Annotated in this window: 20 protein-coding genes; all 20 read right to left on the bottom strand. The window is 47.0% G+C overall.

Going from position 1 to position 22,863, the window contains the following annotated elements; translation table 11 throughout:
- Positions 1-79: 79 nt before the first annotated feature.
- Positions 80-2,815 (bottom strand): FtsK/SpoIIIE family DNA translocase, encoded by a 2,736-nt coding sequence (locus ACFTRD_RS07750; RefSeq protein ID WP_379378536.1) that lies wholly within the window; start codon positions 2,813-2,815, stop codon positions 80-82.
- Between the two features lie 90 nt (positions 2,816-2,905).
- Entirely contained in the window at positions 2,906-3,136 is a 231-nt protein-coding gene (locus tag ACFTRD_RS07745; protein WP_379378534.1) for a YlzJ-like family protein, read from the bottom strand.
- Entirely contained in the window at positions 3,133-3,894 is a 762-nt protein-coding gene (locus tag ACFTRD_RS07740; protein WP_379381224.1) for a ClpP family protease, read from the bottom strand. The genes ACFTRD_RS07745 and ACFTRD_RS07740 overlap by 4 nt, the downstream gene beginning before the upstream one ends.
- A 224-nt stretch (positions 3,895-4,118) precedes the next feature.
- Positions 4,119-5,798, bottom strand: coding sequence for a ribonuclease J (locus tag ACFTRD_RS07735; RefSeq protein ID WP_379378532.1), 1,680 nt, complete (start codon positions 5,796-5,798; stop codon positions 4,119-4,121).
- Between the two features lie 476 nt (positions 5,799-6,274).
- Positions 6,275-7,150, bottom strand: coding sequence for a 4-hydroxy-tetrahydrodipicolinate synthase (gene dapA, locus ACFTRD_RS07730; RefSeq protein WP_192266380.1), 876 nt, complete (start codon positions 7,148-7,150; stop codon positions 6,275-6,277).
- A gap of 47 nt (positions 7,151-7,197) precedes the next feature.
- Complete coding sequence (dapG, locus tag ACFTRD_RS07725; RefSeq protein ID WP_379378530.1) at positions 7,198-8,415, bottom strand: aspartate kinase; 1,218 nt, start codon at positions 8,413-8,415, stop codon at positions 7,198-7,200.
- A gap of 418 nt (positions 8,416-8,833) precedes the next feature.
- Positions 8,834-9,430 (bottom strand): dipicolinate synthase subunit B, encoded by a 597-nt coding sequence (locus ACFTRD_RS07720; protein ID WP_192266375.1) that lies wholly within the window; start codon positions 9,428-9,430, stop codon positions 8,834-8,836.
- The gene (dpsA, locus tag ACFTRD_RS07715) at positions 9,427-10,326 is read right to left on the bottom strand and encodes a dipicolinate synthase subunit DpsA (protein WP_379378527.1); all 900 of its coding nucleotides are present in this window, start codon (positions 10,324-10,326) and stop codon (positions 9,427-9,429) included. The genes ACFTRD_RS07720 and dpsA overlap by 4 nt, the downstream gene beginning before the upstream one ends.
- 231 nt (positions 10,327-10,557) lie before the next feature.
- Complete coding sequence (gene dut, locus ACFTRD_RS07710) at positions 10,558-11,004, bottom strand: dUTP diphosphatase (RefSeq protein WP_192266371.1); 447 nt, start codon at positions 11,002-11,004, stop codon at positions 10,558-10,560.
- Positions 10,964-12,247, bottom strand: a complete 1,284-nt coding sequence (locus ACFTRD_RS07705) for a M16 family metallopeptidase (protein ID WP_379378525.1) — start codon at positions 12,245-12,247, stop codon at positions 10,964-10,966. Before ACFTRD_RS07705 ends, dut begins: the two co-directional genes overlap by 41 nt.
- A gap of 98 nt (positions 12,248-12,345) precedes the next feature.
- Positions 12,346-13,341 carry a polysaccharide deacetylase family protein gene (locus tag ACFTRD_RS07700; protein WP_379378523.1) on the bottom strand — a complete coding sequence of 332 codons (996 nt, stop codon included), beginning with the start codon at positions 13,339-13,341 and terminating at the stop codon, positions 12,346-12,348.
- Between the two features lie 222 nt (positions 13,342-13,563).
- Positions 13,564-15,666, bottom strand: coding sequence for a polyribonucleotide nucleotidyltransferase (pnp, locus tag ACFTRD_RS07695; protein ID WP_379378521.1), 2,103 nt, complete (start codon positions 15,664-15,666; stop codon positions 13,564-13,566).
- Positions 15,667-15,921: 255 nt separating this feature from the next.
- Complete coding sequence (rpsO, locus tag ACFTRD_RS07690; protein ID WP_056700672.1) at positions 15,922-16,191, bottom strand: 30S ribosomal protein S15; 270 nt, start codon at positions 16,189-16,191, stop codon at positions 15,922-15,924.
- Between the two features lie 159 nt (positions 16,192-16,350).
- Positions 16,351-17,289 carry a bifunctional riboflavin kinase/FAD synthetase gene (locus ACFTRD_RS07685; RefSeq protein WP_379378518.1) on the bottom strand — a complete coding sequence of 313 codons (939 nt, stop codon included), beginning with the start codon at positions 17,287-17,289 and terminating at the stop codon, positions 16,351-16,353.
- A gap of 68 nt (positions 17,290-17,357) precedes the next feature.
- Complete coding sequence (truB, locus tag ACFTRD_RS07680) at positions 17,358-18,281, bottom strand: tRNA pseudouridine(55) synthase TruB (RefSeq protein ID WP_379378516.1); 924 nt, start codon at positions 18,279-18,281, stop codon at positions 17,358-17,360.
- On the bottom strand, positions 18,275-19,252 hold the full coding sequence (locus ACFTRD_RS07675) for a DHH family phosphoesterase (RefSeq protein WP_379378515.1): 978 nt from the start codon (positions 19,250-19,252) through the stop codon (positions 18,275-18,277). The genes truB and ACFTRD_RS07675 overlap by 7 nt, the downstream gene beginning before the upstream one ends.
- A gap of 19 nt (positions 19,253-19,271) precedes the next feature.
- Entirely contained in the window at positions 19,272-19,631 is a 360-nt protein-coding gene (rbfA, locus tag ACFTRD_RS07670) for a 30S ribosome-binding factor RbfA (RefSeq protein ID WP_079346932.1), read from the bottom strand.
- Between the two features lie 25 nt (positions 19,632-19,656).
- Positions 19,657-22,239, bottom strand: coding sequence for a translation initiation factor IF-2 (infB, locus tag ACFTRD_RS07665; RefSeq protein WP_379378512.1), 2,583 nt, complete (start codon positions 22,237-22,239; stop codon positions 19,657-19,659).
- Positions 22,232-22,561 (bottom strand): L7Ae/L30e/S12e/Gadd45 family ribosomal protein, encoded by a 330-nt coding sequence (locus tag ACFTRD_RS07660; RefSeq protein WP_379378510.1) that lies wholly within the window; start codon positions 22,559-22,561, stop codon positions 22,232-22,234. The genes infB and ACFTRD_RS07660 overlap by 8 nt, the downstream gene beginning before the upstream one ends.
- Positions 22,551-22,859, bottom strand: coding sequence for an RNase P modulator RnpM (gene rnpM, locus ACFTRD_RS07655; protein ID WP_379378508.1), 309 nt, complete (start codon positions 22,857-22,859; stop codon positions 22,551-22,553). Before rnpM ends, ACFTRD_RS07660 begins: the two co-directional genes overlap by 11 nt.
- Positions 22,860-22,863 lie beyond the last annotated feature (4 nt).

The raw sequence follows: 22,863 nt of genomic DNA, 5'->3' as shown, positions 1-22,863 counted from the left end.
AAAACTTCAGTCCTCTGGTATGCAAAAAGCCCCCAACCAATATGGTTGAGGGCCTCAATCGTATGCATATACACGTGTATTATGAGCTGATTTTGTTCTGCTGGTACTGCTCCAAGGAGACCAGTACCTCCCTTGGTTTACTGCCTTCGTAAGGACCAATCACGCCTCGGGCTTCCATAGAGTCAATTAGACGCGCTGCCCGCGTATAACCGACTCGCATTCGACGTTGCAGCAGAGAGACCGAAGCTTGTTTTGCCTCCAAAATAATCTGCACCGCCTGTTCATATAACTCATCCTGTACTTCATCTGCCGCCTGAATGGAATCATCCACCTCAGGCACAATGGATTCGTCATACTGTGCTTCACCTTGTCCACGCACATAATTCACAATATTTTCAACTTCCTCATCACTCATGAAAGCTCCCTGAACACGAACAGGCTTCGAAGCCCCCATTGGCATGAACAACATATCTCCACGACCCAACAGTTTCTCGGCCCCGCCCATATCCAGAATGGTTCGAGAATCGACCTGTGACGATACACCGAAGGCAATCCGGGACGGAATATTGGCTTTGATTACACCAGTAATAACGTCGACAGAAGGGCGCTGTGTGGCAATGATCAGATGGATGCCTGCTGCACGCGCCATTTGGGCCAAACGTGCGATGGCGTCTTCCACATCACCCGCAGCGACCATCATAAGATCAGCCAGCTCGTCCACGATAACAACAATATACGGCAGAACTGCCGCCGGGTTGTCTTTCATCAGGTTGTTGTAACCCTCTACATTACGAGTGCCTGATTTGGAGAACAACTCATACCTTTTCTCCATCTCAACAACGATCTTTTTGAGAGCCAATGAAGCTCTTTTGGGATCGGTTACGACAGGTGCCATCAGATGAGGAATACCGTTATATACGTTAAGTTCGACCATTTTGGGATCGACCATCAGGAACTTCACTTCATCCGGCTTCGCTTTGTAAAGGATACTGGTAATAATACCGTTGATACAAACTGATTTACCTGAACCCGTAGCACCAGCTACCAGCAAATGGGGCATACGAGCCAAATTACCGATAATCGTCTGACCAGAGATATCTCGTCCAAATGCAATGGTTACTTTGGACTCCGCATCCTGGAATGTGGCTGTCTCCATCACTTCCCGCATCGTTACAACGGATACCTCTCCATTCGGCACCTCAATACCGATAGCGGATTTACCAGGGATTGGTGCTTCCATTCGGATATCTTTTGCCGCCAAGGCTAATGCAATATCGTCTGTCAGACTTACAATTCTGCTGACCTTAACACCAATATCGGGTTGAATCTCATAACGTGTAACCGCGGGACCTCTAACCACTTCAAGCACTTTGGCGCGAACACCGAAGCTTTCGAGCGTCGCTTCCAGCTTGCGTGCAGTCTGCATATAGTCCTTCTGGTCCCCTCCCTTGCCTCCATTGTTCGGCTTGGAGAGCAGACGGAACGACGGAAGCTTATAAGGTTTCGGAGGTGGTGGCGGTGGCTTAACAGGCTGCACTTCCTGCCCAAGCACATCCGAAGCATCCATTCCTTGAGCGGCATCGCTTAGGTTGGATTGTCCATCCAAATTACCATCAACAGTATCCATCACATCTGATCCGGTACCTGGCGCTCCGGGCCACTCACTGGTATCCAACAGTTCATCTGAAATCTGGATTGGAGGCTTGTCTCCATGCATGTTATCCGTCAGATCATCCGGGAAAGGATAAGCATCGTCCAAATCATCCTCTTTGCTCGCATCCTCCGCTCTAACGTGTTCAAAGAAATCACGAATAATTGGAGCTGAATTGGGTCTTGATTGCACAGGAACTGCTGCGGGAGCCGCTGCATCGGATGTGATGATCGGCTCATCATGCCATGAATCTGCAGAGTTTTCCTGCTCGGCACGGTAGACGATATGTTCCGTGTCCAAAGAATCATCCTCATCCAATCCACGCTCATTCTTCGTCCGTTCCCGATCAGAACCCCATTTTCCAAAGAGTTGAAAAAAAATCGGTGCTTTTCGTTTCGGCAGTTGCTGATCTTGCATGTCCTCGTAATCATCTTCGTCATCATCCACCGGAACAGGTACCACCTTACGTGCGTTTCCGTTCTTCTTGCCCGCAGAACTAGATACAGCCCGCGCTGCCGGTCTCGACTCCAGCTTCTTGTACATGGCACTCCCAGCATCCCATACCTTGGTTCGGAAGATGCGAATCAGATCGACATAAGAAAGATTGGTAATCAGCATGAAACTGATAATGAACATGACGATCATAATCAACCTTGCCCCCAAGCTGCCAAACAGCCAAAGGAACAAGGCAAACTGTCCTGCTCCAATATAACCGCCGCTGATGTCCTTATTGAGCATGGAATCCCGTTCTCCTGGCGCAGCAGGCGTGAGCAACTCGGTTTGCATATCATTATGTATCTGCGTAATTACGGCACCAGGCTCAAGCGCTCCGACCGGAACAAGCTTCTGGTGCATGGCAGAGACAGTACTCATCATGGTTAAGGCAAACACCAGCAATACGAGTCCTGTCTTCCGCGTTGTCCAACCGCTTGGCCATTTACGATGAATCATCACCATTAGACCATAGTAGATTCCTATAAGCGGAATCGCAAAATAGAACTTGCCTAGCATCAAGCCAAACATCTTGGAAAGCGAACGTCCCACGGTTGCTTCACCCGACAAAGCAATAACAGCAAAGGTAATTAGCACAATCCCGTATATTTCATATTTTAAAACGCCGCTAAATGCTGCGCCCTTTTTTTTCCTCTTTTTTCTTCTGGCCAAAATCAGGTCACCCCCAGAAGAATATTATACCATACAAATATAATCCGTACATATGTTCTTTTCCTGATCAATTTGTCTTATTTCGTCACGTTATGTTGGCCCCGAGTTACCCGAAAGAGGAACTGTAGTACCAGGCATATTTGCAGGATTCAGATAGGCTTCCAGTGGGCAATCGAGCAAACGTACAATGACAGCTTCATTTTCATTTACAGGTCTGACCTGCATCAATAATCCGTTTACCTTGATCTCTTTGGTATCCTCTGCCTCTTTCCACATCCCTGACCATAATTGTTCAGGTGGCATCACCGTATAAAGTGTCATTGGGTATAACCCCCTGCCTGCAGCGTCTGCCTTTTGTCTCCTATGAGCTGATTCAACTGGGCGATGGCCTGGCCGATCCCGCCTACAGCATCCATCAATCCGTATTTGACTGCATCAGCACTCCCCACAGCTGTTCCGATATCCCGGTTGAGCTCACCTGTCTTAAACATCAGTTCCTTGAACATTTCTTCAGAGATATTCGAGTGTGAAGTCACAAATCTCACTACCCGTTCCTGCATCTTCTCCATGTACTCAAATGTTTGAGGCACACCGATCACAAGTCCGTTCATACGAATCGGATGAATGGTCATGGTTGCACTCCCCGCGATCAGAGAATAGGTAGAGGCAACCGCAATCGGAACCCCGATGCTATGCCCGCCCCCAATAACGACTGTAACTGTCGGTTTACTTAGCGAAGCAATCATTTCGGCAATAGCCAAACCAGCCTCCACATCTCCTCCCACTGTGTTTAAAATAATCAGAATGCCTTCAATGCGCTGGTTCTGCTCAGCTGCAACCAGTTGTGGGATGATGTGTTCGTACTTTGTCGTTTTATTTTGTGGAGGTAAAATTAAATGCCCTTCCACCTGACCAATAATGGTCATACAGAAGATGTTGGATTCTCCTGCTGGAGATTGTGTCTGTCCAAATTGCTGGATCGCCTCTGTCACCGGAGACATGGCTTTTTCTTCCTGAACAGGCACGTCTGGTACTTCTACCTCTGGCTGATTCGATTTTGATGTCTGCTTGTTATTCATGTGTTCATTCATTCCATTTATCCCCTTTTCCAGAAACGTTTAATGTATTTCCTTAGTATGGGGAATGTTCCAGCTGCCTTATACCCGATGACCATCAATTTCTCCAGAATCTGGTTTCAGGCCGGAAAACAGCAAAAAAAGCCCCTTCTCTACGAGGAACCGTCCAATATTACTCGTAGAGAAGGGGCGACTGTGTGCCTGAATATATGTTTTGTTGTTATATTTTAAACTTCCATAATGATTGGCAAAATCATCGGTCTGCGACGAGTTTGCTCATACAAGAAGCGTCCGAGTGCATCTTTAACATTGGTTTTGAGTGAAGCCCATTCGTTAACGTTCTCACTCATCAACTTCTGCAATGTACTGCTGACGATGCGATTAGCTTCATCAAGCAGACCTTCCGATTCACGTACATAGACAAATCCACGAGAGATAATGTCCGGGCCGGAAACAATTTTGCCATCCTGTTTGCTCAGTGTTACCACGACAACCAGAATACCATCCTGTGACAACAATTTACGGTCACGCAATACGATGTTACCTACATCGCCTACACCCAAGCCGTCGATCAACACGTTACCTGCAGTAACTTTACCTGCCTTGCGTGCTGCTCCGCCTTGAATCTCAACCACTTCACCGATATCCGTAATGAAAATGTTGTCCGGATCAACACCTACAGATTCAGCCAATACCGCGTGGCGGCGCTGCATACGGAATTCACCGTGAATCGGCAGGAAGTATTTCGGTTTCATCAGGTTAAGCATCAGTTTCAGCTCTTCCTGGCTACCGTGACCGGATACGTGAACGCCACTGTTTGCACCGCTGTAGTGCACGTTGGCACCCAAACGGAACAGTTCGTCAATCGTACGGCCTACATATTTTTCATTACCTGGAACTGGAGTTGCAGCGATAATTACTGTATCACCTGGCAGAATATCTACCTTACGATGAGTGGAACGAGCCATACGTGTCAATGCTGACATCGGCTCGCCTTGGCTACCTGTGCAGAGAATTACTACACGGTCAGCAGCCATTTTGCCTACTTCTTCCGGCTCAATGATCATACCGTCTGGAATCTCAAGGTAACCCAGTTCAGAAGCAATACCCACCACATTTACCATACTGCGCCCAATAACTGCGACTTTACGTCCAGTCACTTCAGCTGCATTGATAACCTGTTGAATCCGGTGTACGTTGGAAGCAAACGTTGCTACAACGACACGTTGGCTTGCTTTACGGAAAATATCTTCCAGAACGATACCCACATTTTTCTCCGAAGGCGTAAATCCAGGTTTCTCTGCGTTGGTACTATCGGACAAGAGAGCGAGTACGCCATTCGTTCCGATCTGGGCCATACGCTGGAGATCTGCATACTGACCATTGACTGGAGTGTGGTCAAATTTGAAGTCACCTGTATGAACAACTGCTCCTTCTGGTGTTTCGACACATACGCCGACGGAATCCGGAATACTATGGTTAGTAGCGAAGAACGTTGCTTTTAATACAGAGCCAAGTTGGATCTCGGAATCCGCATCAATCAGGATGCGTTTTGTTTCACCCAGCAAATTGGCTTCTTTCAGCTTGTTCTCTACAAGTCCGAGCGTAAGTCTTGTTCCGTAAACGGGAACATTCAGGTGTTTGAGAACATATGGCAAACCACCAATATGATCCTCATGTCCGTGAGTCAAAATAATTCCTCTTACTTTGTCACGGTTTTCAGTCAAGTAAGAAATGTCAGGAATGACAATGTCGATTCCAAGCATATCTTCTTCCGGGAATTTAAGACCAGCATCTACGACTACAATGTCGTTAGCGTATTGGATGACGTACATATTTTTACCAATCTCGCCTACGCCGCCCAAAGCAAAAATCATCAGTTTATCGTTATTATTTTTCTTAGACAAATGAATCTAAACCTCCTATGGTAGTTGGACGTCGTACCTTATTATTTTATTGTAAGTTAAGAAAAGCAGTCCATTACACCCATGCCCGTATATAGGGATGAATGCAAAAGAGCACCTTTATTCACGATATTTGGAAGAAGTTCTTCGAAGTTATTCCCCTTTTCCAACTAGTTGGATTTGAAATGATCCTTCTTAGCCGTTCCTTCCTTTTTCACCATAAAGCCACACCAAGAAACGATGTCGCTTTCAATTTCAAAAAAATACCGCACCCAGTCACTTGACATCATTATACATGATTAAAAACAAAAAAAACAAGTCACTCTCTCGTTAACCTGTACGTTTCCCTGTCTGTTGTGAAAAGAAACCTTACAACCACCGTTAAAAAAAGAATCGCATCCTCTTAGTCGAGGAGCGATTCTTCTGCAATTTCTATGGGTTTATAAAAGTTAACAATACAATTCCATATTCGTATGTTATTAGCTAAACAAGCCGCGAATAAACGTTTGCTCCTCCTCTGTTGGGGGGATCAGTGGTAAGCGCACAGATCCTACGTCCAGTCCACGCAATGTAAGAGCATATTTTACCGCTACAGGGTTCGGCAGAGGCTGCGGACACTCGAACAGACCTTTGAATACCGGAAAAAGCTGCTGATGTATCTGAGATGCCTGTACAGGCATACCATTGAAAAAGGCATCGATCATTTGTTTCATCTCAGCGCCTACGACATGGCTTGCAACGCTAACGATACCATAAGCACCAACTGCAATAGCAGGCAAACCAGAAGCATCGTCACCGGAATACACCCTGAAATGTTCCGGTGCACCTGCCGAAATCTGTGTGACTTGCTCCAACGATACACATTCCTTTGTAGCTACAATGTTAGGAATCTGTGCCAAACGGAGCGTTGTTGCAGCCGAAAGACTTGCTGCCGTACGCCCAGGAACGTTATACAACATAACCGGCAATTTCGTCGCACTCGCAATTGCTTCAAAATGTCTGAACATTCCTTCTTGGCTTGGTTTGTTGTAATAAGGAACAACCAGCAAAACGCCATCTACACCAGCACGTTCAGCGTCCTGAGTCAGATGGATAGAGTGAGCGGTATTATTGCTGCCTGTTCCGGCAATAATTTTGCAACGTCCCGCCGCATGTTTCACTGCGAATTCGAATAGTTCTACTTTTTCTTTGTCACTAAGCGTGGGAGATTCTCCTGTTGTTCCAGAAACAACAAGTGTCTCAGACTTTTGATCTACAATCAGATAGTCAATCAGACGTGCAGTTGCCTCCCAATGAATCCCCCCTTGCTCGTTGAACGGAGTGACCATTGCTGTAATCAATCTTCCAAAGTCCAATTCGATTCCTCCTTCAAAACAGGTCCGGCTCCGCTGACTTCAACTTGCTACAAATGAAGTTCGAAAGAGGCGTGAAGCGCCCTCAGAGCTTGAACCATATCTTCTTTTTTTACAAGTACCCAAATCGTTGTATTGGAATCTGCAGATTGCAGGATCTGGATGTCCGCCAGTGTCAAGGATTCCACGATCCGTGCCATAATACCTGGCACTCCGTTGATGCCTCCACCGATGACGGAAACCTTGGCACAGCCGGAAAGACTTTGCGGTTTGAGACCAATCTCCTGCAATACTTGTATGGCTTTCTCGGAATCACTGTCGAAAACGGTATAAACAACTCCCGAGGGGGTAACATTTATAAAATCCACGCTAATCGAATTTTCAGCCATCGTTTTGAACACTTTCAGCTGCAACCGATCTGCGCCACCCGGCACTTCCACCGTTATTTGCGTAACATTACTTACATAGGCGATTCCGGTTACATATCGATCAACAATGCCTGTCTGCACATCCTGGAATCCTTCTGGATGCGTGACCAACGTCCCTTCACTTTCATCGAAGGTAGACCTTACACGCACTGGAATCTGGGATTGCATCGCAATCTCGACAGCACGGGGATGAATAACCTTGGCCCCTTGATGGGCCATGTTGCATATCTCGGCATAACTCACAACAGTCAGCGGACGAGCATCCTCCACGATGCGTGGATCTGCCGTTAATATCCCATTCACATCCGTGTATATGTCCACCATTTCAGCGTGTAATGCTGCACCAAGAGCTGTCGCTGACGTATCACTTCCCCCACGACCAAGCGTCGTAAAGTCACCGTTCTCGGTCTGACCCTGGAACCCTGTAACAATGACTACACGCCCGTTCTGCAGCTGTTCCAGCACACGAATAGGACGGACATCCAATATTCGGGCATTCCCGAAATTGTCGTCCGTCACAAAACCCGCTTGTGCACCGGTCAGCACTGTAGTTGGAATGCCTTCATGTTCGAGCAAACTGCTCAAAGTCGTTGCAGATATAATTTCACCGCAGCACAGCAGTAAATCCCTTTCCCGTGCAGATAGTGCATTTCCGTTCTGTGCAGTCCAGTCCAGCAACGTATCGGTCGCATATGGCTCACCGCGGCGACCCATCGCTGACACAACGACGACCAGACTTAATCCTGCTTCAAGTTCACGTTTAACATGACGGAGCACATGCTCTCTCGCCTGAACGGTAGAGAGAGACGTGCCTCCAAATTTCTGTACCATGATGCGCATCTTTATTCCTCCATTTGTGTACGCAAGAAGACTGGACACAGGTTAAATCAACAAATGGATTACCTAGGGAGCGTTCCGATGCGATAATTTCAGCAATGTATACGGCATTTCATGCCGCTCCTTTTGAAGACTGTACCGAACAATCCCAATAAAGACCGCGGTTGTTATCGAGATCACGACGCACACGTTCCCCCATCCACACGTCCCGCTTGCCAGGCCTTTCGTTGCAAGCAGGAGTGTCCTTTAATGAAAGGAACACGGACACAGGTAAGCTGTTTATCCCAGCATATCGTCCCCATGATTTTCTTTGTCTCTCCAACCATATTCATTCTTCAAGCGCGTAACCGTTATCCTATTCTAAGCTATTGCAGTACCTTATCTGAACATACAACCTGATAATTGACAAAGCTCAAAAATATCAAGCCTGTGTAAAACGCTGCACAATCATTGGCTGCAACTGCTTTCCTTCAAGCGCACTCCAGCATGCCTCGGGAATCAACTCCATTTTAGCGACTAACGAGTTTGGTTTTTTTACCGGATCATCCTGCCCAAACGGCACAAAATACAAATATTTGGCCACCAGCAGTTTGGCAATATTCGCAGCATTCAACCCCAGACCGTCATTTGTAGAAATGGCGAGCACCAACGGACGCTGATTACGCATCTGTGCTTTGGCTGCCATTAGAACAGGACTGTCGGTCATCGCGTTAGCCAGCTTGCTCGTCGTGTTGCCTGTGCATGGAGCGATAACGAGCACATCGAGCAGCTTGGAAGGTCCTAACGGCTCTGCCTCAACAATTGTAGAAATGATATCATTCCCCGTTATATCTTTCAACTGTTTTTGCCAATTTTGCGCAGTCCCGAAGCGTGTATCCGTAGTCAGAACCGAATTAGAAATAATCGGGACGACATTGGCACCTTCAGCCACAAATCGACTAATCACCGGCATAACCTCTTCAAACGTACAATGCGAACCTGTAATTGCATAACCTACCGTTTTTCCCTGCCAGTTCATTGTTCAACCTCCCGTGCGTTTTGTTCTTCCAAAAGCAAACGGATTAACGCGTCGGCAATAATGCCGCCAGCCGTTTTGGGAGCAACAATGCCGGGAAGGCCAGGTGCAAGCAGCGCTTTGATACCGCGTTTTTCGGCATACCTGAAATCACAGCCGCCAGGAGCGGATGCGAGGTCGATTATCACTGCTTTTTGCGGCATTCTGGACAGGATTTGTGCTGTGATTATCATAGTCGGTATTGTATTAAAAAGCAAGTCAACTTCCCCGGTTTGAGCGGCCAAATCCGTTGTCATGAAAGGCTTCCAGCCCATGATGGCAGCACGCGCAGCATCCTCATCGCGCCTGATTCCTACCCGTACATTTGCCCCAAGTCCCTGGAGCGTTTTGGCCATTGTAAACCCTGTTCGACCCAAGCCAAGCACAATGCATTCCGAACCGTGGATCGTGAAGTCCGTCTCCCGAATAGCCATGGCTATAGCCCCCTCAGCTGTCGGAATGGAGTTGTAAAGTGCGATATCATCACGATCAAGTACTTCAACAAGCCTTAGACCATTTTCCTTGCAAAGATCGCGTAAAAACGGCTTCGCCATGCCAGTGAACACCGTACAATGTTCCGGCAATGCTGCAACATGTTCTTTTTTTAAAAAGATCGGTGTATCACTGAACGATGTACTCACTTTCCCCTGATCGTCACACCCAACCACGGGGAGCACCAATACATCTGTCGAGGCGAACACTTCATCCTCCAATTCCTGATGTTCGATACCCGGAATGGAGCGCTGCAACTTGTCGAAACCCACCACACTTACCGTAGCATCCAGCTCTGCGCATTTTTGAATGACTTCAAGCTGCCGCGCATCTCCGCCCATGACTATAATCCGGACACCGGTCAGCATCGGGACGTCACTCCTTTCACCACATGTATGCCTTATCGTATGCAGTGGCCTACAAGGGGGTGAAACAATTTGATTATCCTTCATCTTTTGAAATTTTGATGTTCCTCCTCCTGAAATGTAAAAAAGAGCCGTCCCATGGGGACGACTCTTGGAGAACATACTCAGTAATTAAATGATTAAACCTTCTATTACAGAGGATGCTAACACAGCTTGCTACGGAAATGGAACCCGTTATTTACCAGTATGACCAAACCCACCTTCTCCACGCACAGTTTCCGATAGCTCACTTACCTCTGTTAATTCGACTGCCGGAACAGTTTGAAATACGATTTGGGCGATGCGCTCTCCACGCACAATCGTAAACGGCTCCTGACCCAGATTGATCAACAGAACCTTAACCTCACCACGATAATCGGCATCAATGGTACCTGGTGTGTTCAGACATGTAATCCCATGCTTGAAAGCCAGACCGCTGCGAGGGCGAACCTGTGCCTCCAGTCCAGCTGGCATAGCCATTGCGAGTCCGGTAGGAATCAACGTACGCTGTCCCGGCTGCAATACAACCTCTTCCTGAATTGCCGCAACCACATCAAAGCCGGAGGCGAGCTCTGACATTTTTTGAGGCAACTTGATATCCTCATTGCCCGGTAACTTTTGAATTTGAACGTAATGCAACAAAATCATCCCTTCTTAATCCAGCGATCGTACGATCTGAAGCACCGACCATGGCGAGCGCAAACGGCTCGGCAAACATTAGGTCCAGCACAGCATCGACATCGTCCATCGTCACTTCTTCAATTTTCGCAATCATTTCGTCCAGCGTATGATGTCTGCCCAGCATCAGCTCGTTTTTGCCCAGGCGATTCATCCGGCTGCCCGTGCTTTCCAAACTGAGGATCAGACTGCCTTTCAGCTGTTCTTTACCTTTGCGCAGCTCATCCTCAGACAGTCCGTTTACCGCCAGGTCGTGCAGAACCTCTTTGGTCAAGTCCAGTACTTCCTTCGTCTGTTTAGGCGCTGTACCTGCGTATATAGTGAAGAGTCCGCTATCCGCATGTGAACTATGATAAGAATAAACAGAGTAAGCCAAACCACGTTTTTCCCGAATTTCCTGGAACAGCCTGGAGCTCATTCCTCCACCAATGGCGTTATTCAACACAACCATGGCGAACTGGAGCGGATCTCCAATCTTACAGCCCGGGAACGAGATACAGATGTGATTCTGTTCCGTTTTCTTCTTATGGAAGAGCTGCCCGCTCTGGAATGCAGGCATCGTGACTTTCTCAGTCACACCGTTAACATCAAACGCACCAAAATGCTTTTCCATCAAATCGATCACACTGTCATCAATGTTACCTGCAATACTAATAACCGTGTTTTCAATCGTATAGTGCTCCTTCATATATGCACGCAGATGGCTTGAATCCATCGCCTTGAGACGCTCTTCAGTACCCAGAATCGGATAAGCGAGCGGATGCTCACCATAGGCGGCCAAGGCCATAAGATCATGGACCATGTCATCCGGCGTATCTTCATACATTGATATTTCTTCCAGAATGACGTTTTTCTCCTTGATCAGTTCACCATCATCCATTTTGGAGCGGAAAAACATATCGGATAATACATCAACAGCTATTGGCAGATGTTCATCCAATACTTTGGCGTAATAACATGTGTATTCTTTCGAAGTGAACGCGTTTACGTTACCACCGATCGCATCGAACTGCTCCGCAATCGCCTTGGCATCGTAACGATCCGTTCCCTTGAACAGCATATGTTCAATAAAATGTGACACCCCATTGCTTGCAGGCTGCTCATTACGAGAACCTGTCTTGACCCATATACCGAATGACACGGAACGACAGGTCGGAATCTGTTCCATGACAACTCTGAGGCCATTGCCCAGCTGAATTTTTTTCACGGTTGGCCCTCCTACATCTCTATAATTGCCCTGATCTCAAAACGAAATTGAAATCGACATTTGGTTCCAACTGTTTGATATTAACAAAAAAACATCGGTTACTCAACCGCTGAAGCCTTTACACGCTCGGATGACAGGGTTTCACTTACTGTTCCCAGCATCAAACCCTTGGCGCGTATAGAATCAATCATTCCTTTTAGGGCTCCAGAGGAAGCAGCCGTTGGATGCATCAGAATTAATGTACCGGCCTCCACATTTTTGGCAATTTTCACTACAACCGATTCAGAACTCGGTTTGCGCCAATCAACCGTATCCAGTGTCCACAGCACGGTTTGCAGCCCCATGCGGGAAGCTATATCTACTGTTTGCTGGTTAAAATCGCCGGAAGGTGGAGCAAACCAGTGATTTTCAACTCCCAACTTTTCTTTGAGCAAGTCCTGGGTTTTACTGATCTCCAGCTTGGCCCGCTCTGTACTCAACCGACTCATGTTCGGATGGGAGTAAGCATGATTTGATAACTCATGTCCGCGCTTTTGGATTTCCTTGGCCAGTTCCTCGTTTTTGCTTAACCAGCTTCCATCCAGAAAAAACGTTGCTTTGACCTTTTCAGCATCCAGCGTATCTAGCATCGGGATAATATACTCATTACCCCAGGCTACATTAATCATAAAAGAGACCATTGGCTTTTCGGCATTTCCCCGGTAAATGGGATGTGCACCCAGATCTTTGAGCTGGATCTCAGGTTCAGTCTGCCGATAAACATACGCTATCTTGGTATTCAACGTCCCACCAAGCGCTTTGCGATACGTGGCTTCCACATCAATCTCTATTCCGTTATACCCGGGTATCGCTTTCCAGACCCGATCTACTCTGGCATTTACCGGAGCGATTTTCGTTTCGGCCGCTTTATCCCGGATCGCTGACAATAGCTGTTCTTCTCCGGTTGCCTCTTTGAACATATCAAATGCATTTTGCGTGCCTGGCCCATCACGGATTTCCGTAATGTATGTACGTACACTGCCCACTTGTCCCACCAGTATGACTGCTGCCACACCCACAAGAACAGCCGCCAGTTTTTTGGATTGGTTTCCCACAGCTCCATCCTCCCGCCGTCTTTGTCCCCATCATATGAGGACAAGGGCAAGAATATGAATAAAACAAGCTGTCCATGTGAAGTATCTTCAAAACTGAATTTGAGGCTTTAAGGGATAGACCAGCAAATTAACCTGGATATTTAAACGTTAAAAAAAGAGCCAGAAATTCACATTCTGTCTCTTCATTCAATATAGCTTTTCAAAAAAACTGTAATATGGAGCCTAGGATTGAGCCGGAGCTTCGGCAGTCAATACGGCTTTACGGGACAAGTTGATACGGCCTTGTGGATCGATTTCCGTTACTTTTACCGTAATGGAATCACCAATGGCGACTACATCTTCCACTTTGGCAACACGTTCAGTGGACAATTGTGAAATGTGTACCAGACCTTCTTTGTTCGGCAGTACTTCAACGAAAGCACCAAACTTCTCAACACGTTTTACTTTACCTACATAAATCTCGCCGACCAGTACTTCACGCACGATGCCTTCGATGATCGATTTAGCTTTATCATTCATTTCCTGGTTGGAAGAAGCGATAAAGACACGTCCATCCTGCTCAATATCAATTTTAACACCGGTTTCCTCGATGATTTTATTGATAATTTTACCACCCGCACCGATAACATCACGGATTTTGTCCGGATTGATATGCATCGTTGTAATTTTAGGTGCGTATTGTGACAACTGCTCACGTGGAGTTTTCATCACTTCGGTCATTTTGCCCAAGATGTGCATACGACCTTCTTTGGCTTGAGCCAGAGCTTCGGACAAGATTTGACGATCAATACCATCAATTTTGATGTCCATCTGAATAGCGGTTACACCATCAGGTGTTCCTGCAACTTTGAAGTCCATATCACCCAGATGATCTTCCATCCCTTGAATGTCACTCAGAATGGATACATGATCTCCATCTTTGATCAGACCCATAGCTACACCTGCTACTGGAGCTTTGATCGGTACACCTGCATCCATCATTGCCAGCGTGCTTGCACAGATACTTGCCTGGGACGTGGAACCGTTGGATTCCAGCACTTCAGATACCAGACGAATCGTGTATGGGAAGTCCGTTTCGGAAGGAATAACTTTGGAAAGCGCACGCTCACCCAAAGCACCGTGACCGATTTCGCGACGGCCTGGCGCACGCAGTGGACGAGCTTCACCTACGCTAAACGGCGGGAAGTTGTAATGATGCATGAAACGTTTGGTTTCTTCCAAACTGATTCCGTCCAAAATTTGAACATCACCCAGTGCTCCAAGTGTACAAACGCTGAGGGCCTGTGTTTGACCACGAGTGAACAGACCAGAACCGTGAGTACGTGGCAGCAGGGATGTATCACATTCAATTGGACGGATCTCAGCGAGTCCACGTCCATCGGGACGAACTTTGTCGTGCGTAATAAGACGACGTACTTCTTCTTTGACGATATCGTGCAAGACTTCCTTCACGTCTTTGAGCAGTTCAGGAGTCTCAATATACTTCTCTTCGAAATGAGCAACCGTTTCGTCATTCACAGCATCAATGGCATCCTGACGAGCATGCTTCTCAGCAATTTTAACTGCCTCAACCAGACGAGCGCTCGCGAATTCGCGTACACTGCTGTTGACTTCAGCATTCACGGCATGCAGTTTCACAGCCATTTTTTCTTTGCCGGCAACTTGTACGAGTTGTTCAATTACAGCAACAATGTTTTTGATCTCGTCATGTCCGAACATAATGGCTTCGAGCATCACTTCTTCCGGCACTTCGTTCGCTTCCGCTTCAACCATCATGATGGCATCCTTGGTTCCTGCAACCACCAGCTCAATCTCACTAACTTCAAGCTGTGCAATTGTTGGGTTAATGATGAACTGGCCATCAATACGTCCAACCTTAACGCCACCAATCGGTCCGCTAAAAGGAACATCCGAAATGCTCAGTGCAGCCGATGTACCGATCATGGCAGCAATTTGCGGTTCGCAGTCCTGATCCACACTCATAACGATATTCAGAACTTGTACATCATTCCGGAAACCTTCTGGGAACAATGGACGAATCGGACGGTCGGTCAGACGGCTCGAAAGAATTGCCTTCTCGCTTGGTCTGCCTTCACGTTTGATAAATCCACCTGGGATTTTACCTACGGCGTACAATCTTTCTTCATAGTTTACCGTTAATGGGAAAAAGTCCAGATCTTTGGGCTCACTCGATGCAGTTACGGTACACAATACAACGGTATCCCCATATGTTACCTTAACGGCAGCATTGGCCTGCTTGGCCAAACGCCCTGTTTCAAACGTAAGCGTTCTTCCACCAAGCTGCATTTCAACACGCTGTTCCATGAAATCCCTCCTTTTTTTCGTTCCTAACACAATGGATTCTGCATTTTCACAGTATTTCCTGCTTGTCCAGCATTCATTAGCTATGTATCTTGCAACATGCTAACTCGCAAAACAAAAGCTCCTTGCGGAGCTATCATCTACAAATATATGGCAACATGTTCATCTACAAAACAACCCGGCTGTAAGCTCCGCTTGTCCTTTTAGACAAAAGAACGACGGATAACAGCCAGGTTGATTTTGAAAACATGTACATAATTAACGACGCAATCCGAGTTTTTCGATCAGTGCGCTGTAACGTTTAACATCTTTGTTTTTCACGTAAGCCAAAAGCTTACGACGTTGACCTACCATTTTCAAAAGTCCACGACGTGAGTGGTGATCTTTCTTATGCGTACGCAAGTGGTCTGTCAAACTTCTGATGTTTTCCGTAAGGATAGCAACTTGCACCTCAGGTGATCCAGTATCGGACTCATGAGTTTTGTGCTCGTCGATCAGTTGTTGTTTACGTTCTTGAGTCAATGCCATCCTATTCACCTCCTTCATTATAATCGCCATTAGCCTCGTCACCGCCGGTGAGAGCAAGCAACCAAGCCAAGGTTATGTGTTGTCTCAAACGACAACGTAGTACATTATATCATAATTGCCCGGATAAAGTAAATGTAAACCTGTATTTTATCCTGAGCCTCAAGATAACAGGCGAGCTGCAGTTAAAGCATCTTCACGAATCTGGCTGATCAATGCATCAATCGAGTCAAATTTCCGTTCTGCACGAATATAGTGAACGAGCTCAACCTTTAATTCCTCATCATATATCTGTCCATCAAAATCAAGCAAGTGCACCTCAAACGTAGGTTTCATCCCGTTTTCGTGAAAGGTAGGCTTTACACCAAGATTCATGACCCCACGCAGCTCCTGTTCCCCATATTGAACCCTTACAGCGTAAACGCCTTTTGCTGGCGTTACGTAATGATCTGTGAGTTCAAGATTGGCGGTTGGAAAACCAATGGTCCGTCCACGTTTCTCACCGTGAATAACAGTTCCTCTGATACTGTACGGTCTTCCAAGCCACTGACTGGCTTCGTCCATCTCCCCACGCTTCAATAAACCACGAATGAGAGAACTGCTCACCTTTTCACCATTTAACAGGAATGGGGGAACGGTCTCTACTGTCATTTCGCCTTCTCCCAATGTGCGAAGAAGCTGTTCATCTCCTGCTCCCTTGTGACCGAAGCGGAAGTCAAAACCGACTACTGCGGTTCGAGTCTGAAGCGGAAGCAACAGATCATGTACAAATTGCTGCGGAGTCAATTTAGAGAACTCCTTATTGAATTCCACCACATAAAGTACGTCTACACCCATTCCTGCAAGGATGTCTTCTTTATCTCTCAAGGGAGTCAAATAACCCTCGTAATCCCCTTTGCGCATAACTTCCTTCGGATGAGGATGAAAGGTCATCACCGCTGACTGCATGCCTGTTTCGCGTGCAATGCGGACAGCTGACAAAATGACACTCGCATGTCCGAGATGCAGCCCGTCAAATTGACCAATCGCGAGCACTTGAGGTCGTGTGCTCAGATCAGCCGAATGCAACGTCTGCGGATAGGTTAGCATTACGGTTTTCACAATCATTCACCTGCATTTCACTTGATAGGCCAAGCTGAGCACCAACACCACTCAAACCCGGGACCTCTTTATTCCGGCAAAAAGACTTTAACAGCTCTCACCGTTGCTTTCAAGTCATCCCGCTCAAATATTCCCAGGAATGTTCCGTCCTGAGCATATAAGCGCAGTAGACCAGGTTGCTCGGCAGGCGGTTCGAGCAAACGAGCCGACAATTTCTGGCCCTGAAGCGCTCCCTTAGTCTGATCAGCCCCAACCGTATGTGCCGGAATCGAAGCGATGGCTTCATCCACTGGTATCAAAACCTCAGATAACGTTCCATCGATCATACGTTGTTCCACTTCTTCAAAGTGAAGACAGCGATCAGCAGAAATCCCCGCCGATATCGTTCTCTCCAATTGTAGCATCGTGGACGGATATCCCAATCTTCTACCGATATCTACACATAATGTTCGAATATATGTCCCTTTGGAACACAAAGCACGGAACGATATATCCGTAGTGTCGCCTTGCTTCTCGATACCTGTTAATTCCAGCTCATAGATCGTAACTTCACGACTCTTGCGCTCTACCGTTTTGCCTTCACGAGCAAGCTCGTAGAGACGTTTCCCGTCTACTTTGACTGCAGAATACATAGGCGGAACCTGTGAGATGGTGCCCAGGAATTGCTCCAGCACCTGCTGAACCTGCTCCCGTGTCACCTCAACAGCCGTCTCCGACCGCTCAATAACCTCACCCGTCATATCTTCCGTATCTGTGGATAGACCCAGTCGCAGCGTTGCCAGATATTCCTTGGGGAGTTCCTGCATGTACTCCACCACACGTGTTGCCCGTCCAAGGCAGAGCGGAAGTACACCAGTAACTTGCGGGTCCAATGTGCCTGTATGACCAATACGTTTCATTTTGAGAATACGACGCATTTTGGCAACGACATCATGTGATGTAAATCCTGCCGGTTTATATACCGGAAGTACGCCTTCGAATGGTTTTACCATTGAGCATTCACCTGCTTCAGCACTTGTGCTACGATGTCTTGCAGTTTACCTTCTGCACGATATCCGGCTGCGAGGACATGCCCGCCTCCACCAAATGTCTGTGCAAGCGAGGCAACATCAACCTTGCCAGCTGACCGAAGAGATACTTTCACCGCATTGTTATTGATCACTTTAAAAAAGATGCCCACTTCCACACCTTGAATGTTACGCGGATAATTGACTACCCCTTCAAGATCTTCATTGGCCGCACCACAAGCGATCATGTCTTCTGGTGTAATGACTACCCAAGCAATCTTGCCATCGTCAGTCATTTGCAGACTTGAGAGTGCCTGATTCAATATACGGACTTGGGGAAGTGTGACCTGTTCAAGCAAAATCTGTGCGAGATAAGGTCCATCTACACCATGTTCAAGTAATTTGGATGCGGTGGTCATCACATTAGGACTCGTATTAGCATAGCGGAATCCACCTGTGTCTGTTAACAATCCCGTATAGACTGCTGTAGCCACATCCTTGTTCCATTTCACTGGGAAAAGGTTGAGGAAATCAAACAGAATTTCGGCCGTTGCTGCAGCGTCTGGCTTAATGATGTTTACTGTGCCATACGCGTCATTAGTCGGATGATGATCAATATTTAAAATGACAGCATCTTCTTCGAAATAACGACGAGTCAGACCTACTCTGGAAAAGTCTGCACAATCCACACAGATTATCGCTTTATATTTCCGCTCCGGTGGTTGTTCGGTCATGTTCACGATCTTGCCAGCTTCCCACAAAAAATGCATGCGTTGTGGAATTTCACCTTCATTAATCATCGTGAATGTCTTGCCCAGACATGACAGCAGCCAGCCCACCGTTACCGTCGAGCTGACTGCGTCACCGTCCGGCTGTACATGCGACACGACCAGGTAATCATCATGCTCCAGCAGAAATTGCTTTCCGTCCTGAAGCGCCTGTTCATAAGTGTGCATTGCCGTCTCCTTTATTCTGTTACTCGGATTCGTTCTTGTCGGTACCGATATCGCCAAGCAGCTTCTCAATCCGACTGCCATAAGCGATGGATTCATCGATCTTGAATATCAACTCGGGAACATGACGAAAACGGATACGCTTGCCCAGTTCGGTACGCAAAAATCCATTTGCTTTTGCCAACGCTTTTAGCGAGTTATCCTTTTGTTCCTGTTCACCGAAGACACTCAGATAAACCTTGGCTTGCGACAAGTCGCCTGTTACTTCGACTCCCGTTACGGTAATAAAACCGATACGAGGATCTTTCAGTTCAGATTGGATGAGCAGACTTAGTTCTTTCTTGATCTGCTCACTCACTCTACCTGTACGAACCTTAGCCATTGTTGTTCACCTCATGCTTCCTTGCTTATCGTTGTACGGTCTCCATAATGAAGGCTTCAATAACGTCGCCCTCTTTGAGATCATTGTATTTATCCAGCGTGATACCACACTCGTAGCCTTGGGCTACTTCTTTGGCATCATCTTTGTAGCGTTTCAGGGAATCCAGCTTGCCTTCGTAAAGGACGATGCCATCACGAATCAGGCGCGCTTCTGCGGAACGCGTAATTTTACCCGAAGTAACCATACATCCAGCAATGGTACCGACTTTACTGATGGAGAACGTGCTCCGAACTTCAGCATGACCGATTACTTTTTCTTTGTAAATCGGATCAAGCATGCCTTTCATTGCTTGTTCAATTTCTTCGATAACACTGTAGATAACGCGATGAAGACGAATGTCTACTTGCTCTTGATCTGCAGTCGCTTTCGCCTGATTATCAGGACGAACGTTGAAGCCAATCACGATGGCATTGGATGCGGCAGCCAAAATGATGTCGGACTCGGTAATTGCACCAGCGCCGCTATGAATGATTTTCACGCGTACACCTTCAACTTCAATCTTCGCAAGGGAACCTTTCAATGCTTCAACCGAACCTTGTACATCACCTTTGATGATTACGTTCAGGTCTTTGATTTCACCGTCTTTGATGTGTTGGAACAGATCATCCAGTGTCACACGTGTGTTTGTACCCAGATCGGATTCACGTTGTGTGATGGCACGTTTGTCTGCGATGGAACGCGCTTTACGCTCATCTTCAAACACCATAAACGGATCTCCCGCCCCTGGAACCTCAGTCAGACCCGTAATTTCCACAGGTGTTGAAGGTCCAGCTTCTTTTAAACGGCGACCTTTGTCGTTCACCATCGCACGTACGCGACCGAAGCAGTTACCTGCAACAAAAGCATCTCCGACTTTCAGTGTACCGTGCTGTACGAGAATACGGGCAACTGGGCCACGTCCTTTATCCAGCTCGGCTTCGATCACTGTACCACGGGCACGTTTGTCCGGGTTCGCTTTGTACTCGTTCACTTCTGCAACGAGCAGAATCATTTCAAGCAGACCTTCCAGACCCATTCTTTGCTTCGCCGAAACGTTAACAAAAATGGTATCTCCACCCCACTCTTCGGGAACGAGTTCATAGTTTGTCAATTCCTGTTTTACTTTATCCGGATCTGCACCCGGCTTGTCGATTTTGTTGACAGCTACGATAATTGGCAGCCCCGCTGCTTTGGCATGGTTAATCGCCTCAACGGTTTGTGGCATAACACCGTCATCTGCCGCTACAACAATAATTGTAATATCCGTAACCTGTGCTCCACGTGCACGCATAGCGGTAAATGCTTCGTGACCCGGTGTGTCCAGGAACGTGATCTTTTTATTGTTAATTTCAACTTGATAAGCACCGATATGCTGTGTAATACCGCCTGCTTCTCCGCCCGTTACATTCGTTGAACGAATCGCATCAAGCAATGTTGTTTTACCATGGTCAACGTGACCCATGATCGTAACTACCGGTGGACGAGCTTGCAAGTCAGCAGGATCATCATTCTCTTCCAGTGTTTCGAAGCGGTCATCTTCAAGGACAATTTTCACTTCGACCTCAACACCGAATTCTCCAGCAAGCAGCAGAATGGTTTCGATATCAAGCTCTTGGTTAATCGTTGCCATAACACCCATTGCGATGAGTTTTTTGATTACTTCGGAAGCATCTTTATGAAGCAGCTTCGCTGTTTCACCAACCGTCATGTCACCACGTACGATGATTTTCTTAGGTGTGTTATCAATTTTCTCACGTTGTTGGTACTGTTGTTGATTTCTGTTGCGATTGTTCTTACCACCACGATTACCGCGGAAGTTGCCGCCACGGTTGTCGTCATAACGACGTCCACCGCCACCGCTGTTCGAACGGTTGCCACTGTTGTTGTTATTGCCGGAATTACCTTGGCCGCCTCTGCGTTGGCCTTGTCCCGAGCTCTGTCCTTGGCCACCAGTACGGTTGCCGCCAGTGCCAGTATTTCCACCGCTGTTCGGGCCTGCGCTTCTTGTTTGTCCGCCACCGCTGTTCGCTGGACGCTGACCCGTACTTTGCGGACGAGATGCTGTACTGCTTTGTCCACCTTGAGCTGGTCTTGGACGATTACTGGATTGTCCTCCTTGGCTTGAGCCTTGGGAAGAGTTTGTTCTGTTGCGGCTGTCTTGGCCGCTAGGTCTTTGGGAGCCGTTGTTATTGTTGGAATTTGGTCTATTGTTCATACCTACCTGCTTTTCCTGTTGTATTTTTGTTTGTACGGGACTACCGGATGTGTTGTTGCTTTTCGGCGTGTTCACTCCGCCGGCCGGTTTGTTGCTGTCCACTGTTTTGTCACTGCGCACTGACGAAGTAGCAACGGATTTTGCTTCGTTGCTTTGTTTGGAAGCGGCAGTAGATTTTATATCTTTAAAAAATTGTTCCACCTTACCGACTGAACCATTCTCCATGACACTCATATGATTGTTTACGGGAATATCCAGCTTTTTAAGAATGGTTATAATTTCTTTACTACTCATATTAAGGGACTTCGCATATTCATAAACCCGCAATTTATCCTTGTTTTCCTGTTTACTCAATATACTCCACCTCCGACATTATACCGACTTGCTTGGAGATCATTTTTGCAAACCCTCGATCCGTTACTGCAAGAACAACCCGCGTTTCTTTACCGATACTTGAACCTAGACTATCCCGGTCAAATCCGATCACCAGTGGAACTTTATATGTCCCGCATTTGTCGCGAAATTTCTTTTGTGTATTGGCCGAGGCGTCACCCGCAACAATAACCATTTTAGCTTCGGAAGAACGGATCGCTTTAAGCACAATTTCTTCACCTGTTACAAGTTTGCCTGCACGCATGGAGAGTCCCAGATAAGACAGCGTTTTATCATTCATCATGTTCTCCCTCCTGTGCGGCTATGAATTCATCCTCTACTACGACGAAATCAGCTGCCAATTGCTCGTAAATTTCCGGTGAAACCTTGCCCTTTAGCGCTCGATCCAGGGACCGGTTTTTGAGTGAAAGTTTAAAACAGGACTCTTTGCCGCATAAATAAGCGCCACGTCCGGATTTTTTGCCAGACAAATCGATCAGCACTTCATCTTCTGGCGTTTTAACGATACGGATCAGCTGCTTTTTGGGCATCATTTCCTGACACGCCACACATTTGCGTAACGGCACTTTTTTTGTTTTCATACGT

Origin of the sequence: Paenibacillus sp. NPDC056933, from assembly GCF_042674385.1 — a bacterium.
Taxonomy (GTDB): domain Bacteria; phylum Bacillota; class Bacilli; order Paenibacillales; family Paenibacillaceae; genus Paenibacillus.
The sequence above is the reverse complement of the archived record's forward strand: the minus strand, read 5'-3'. Positions and strand labels throughout refer to the sequence as shown.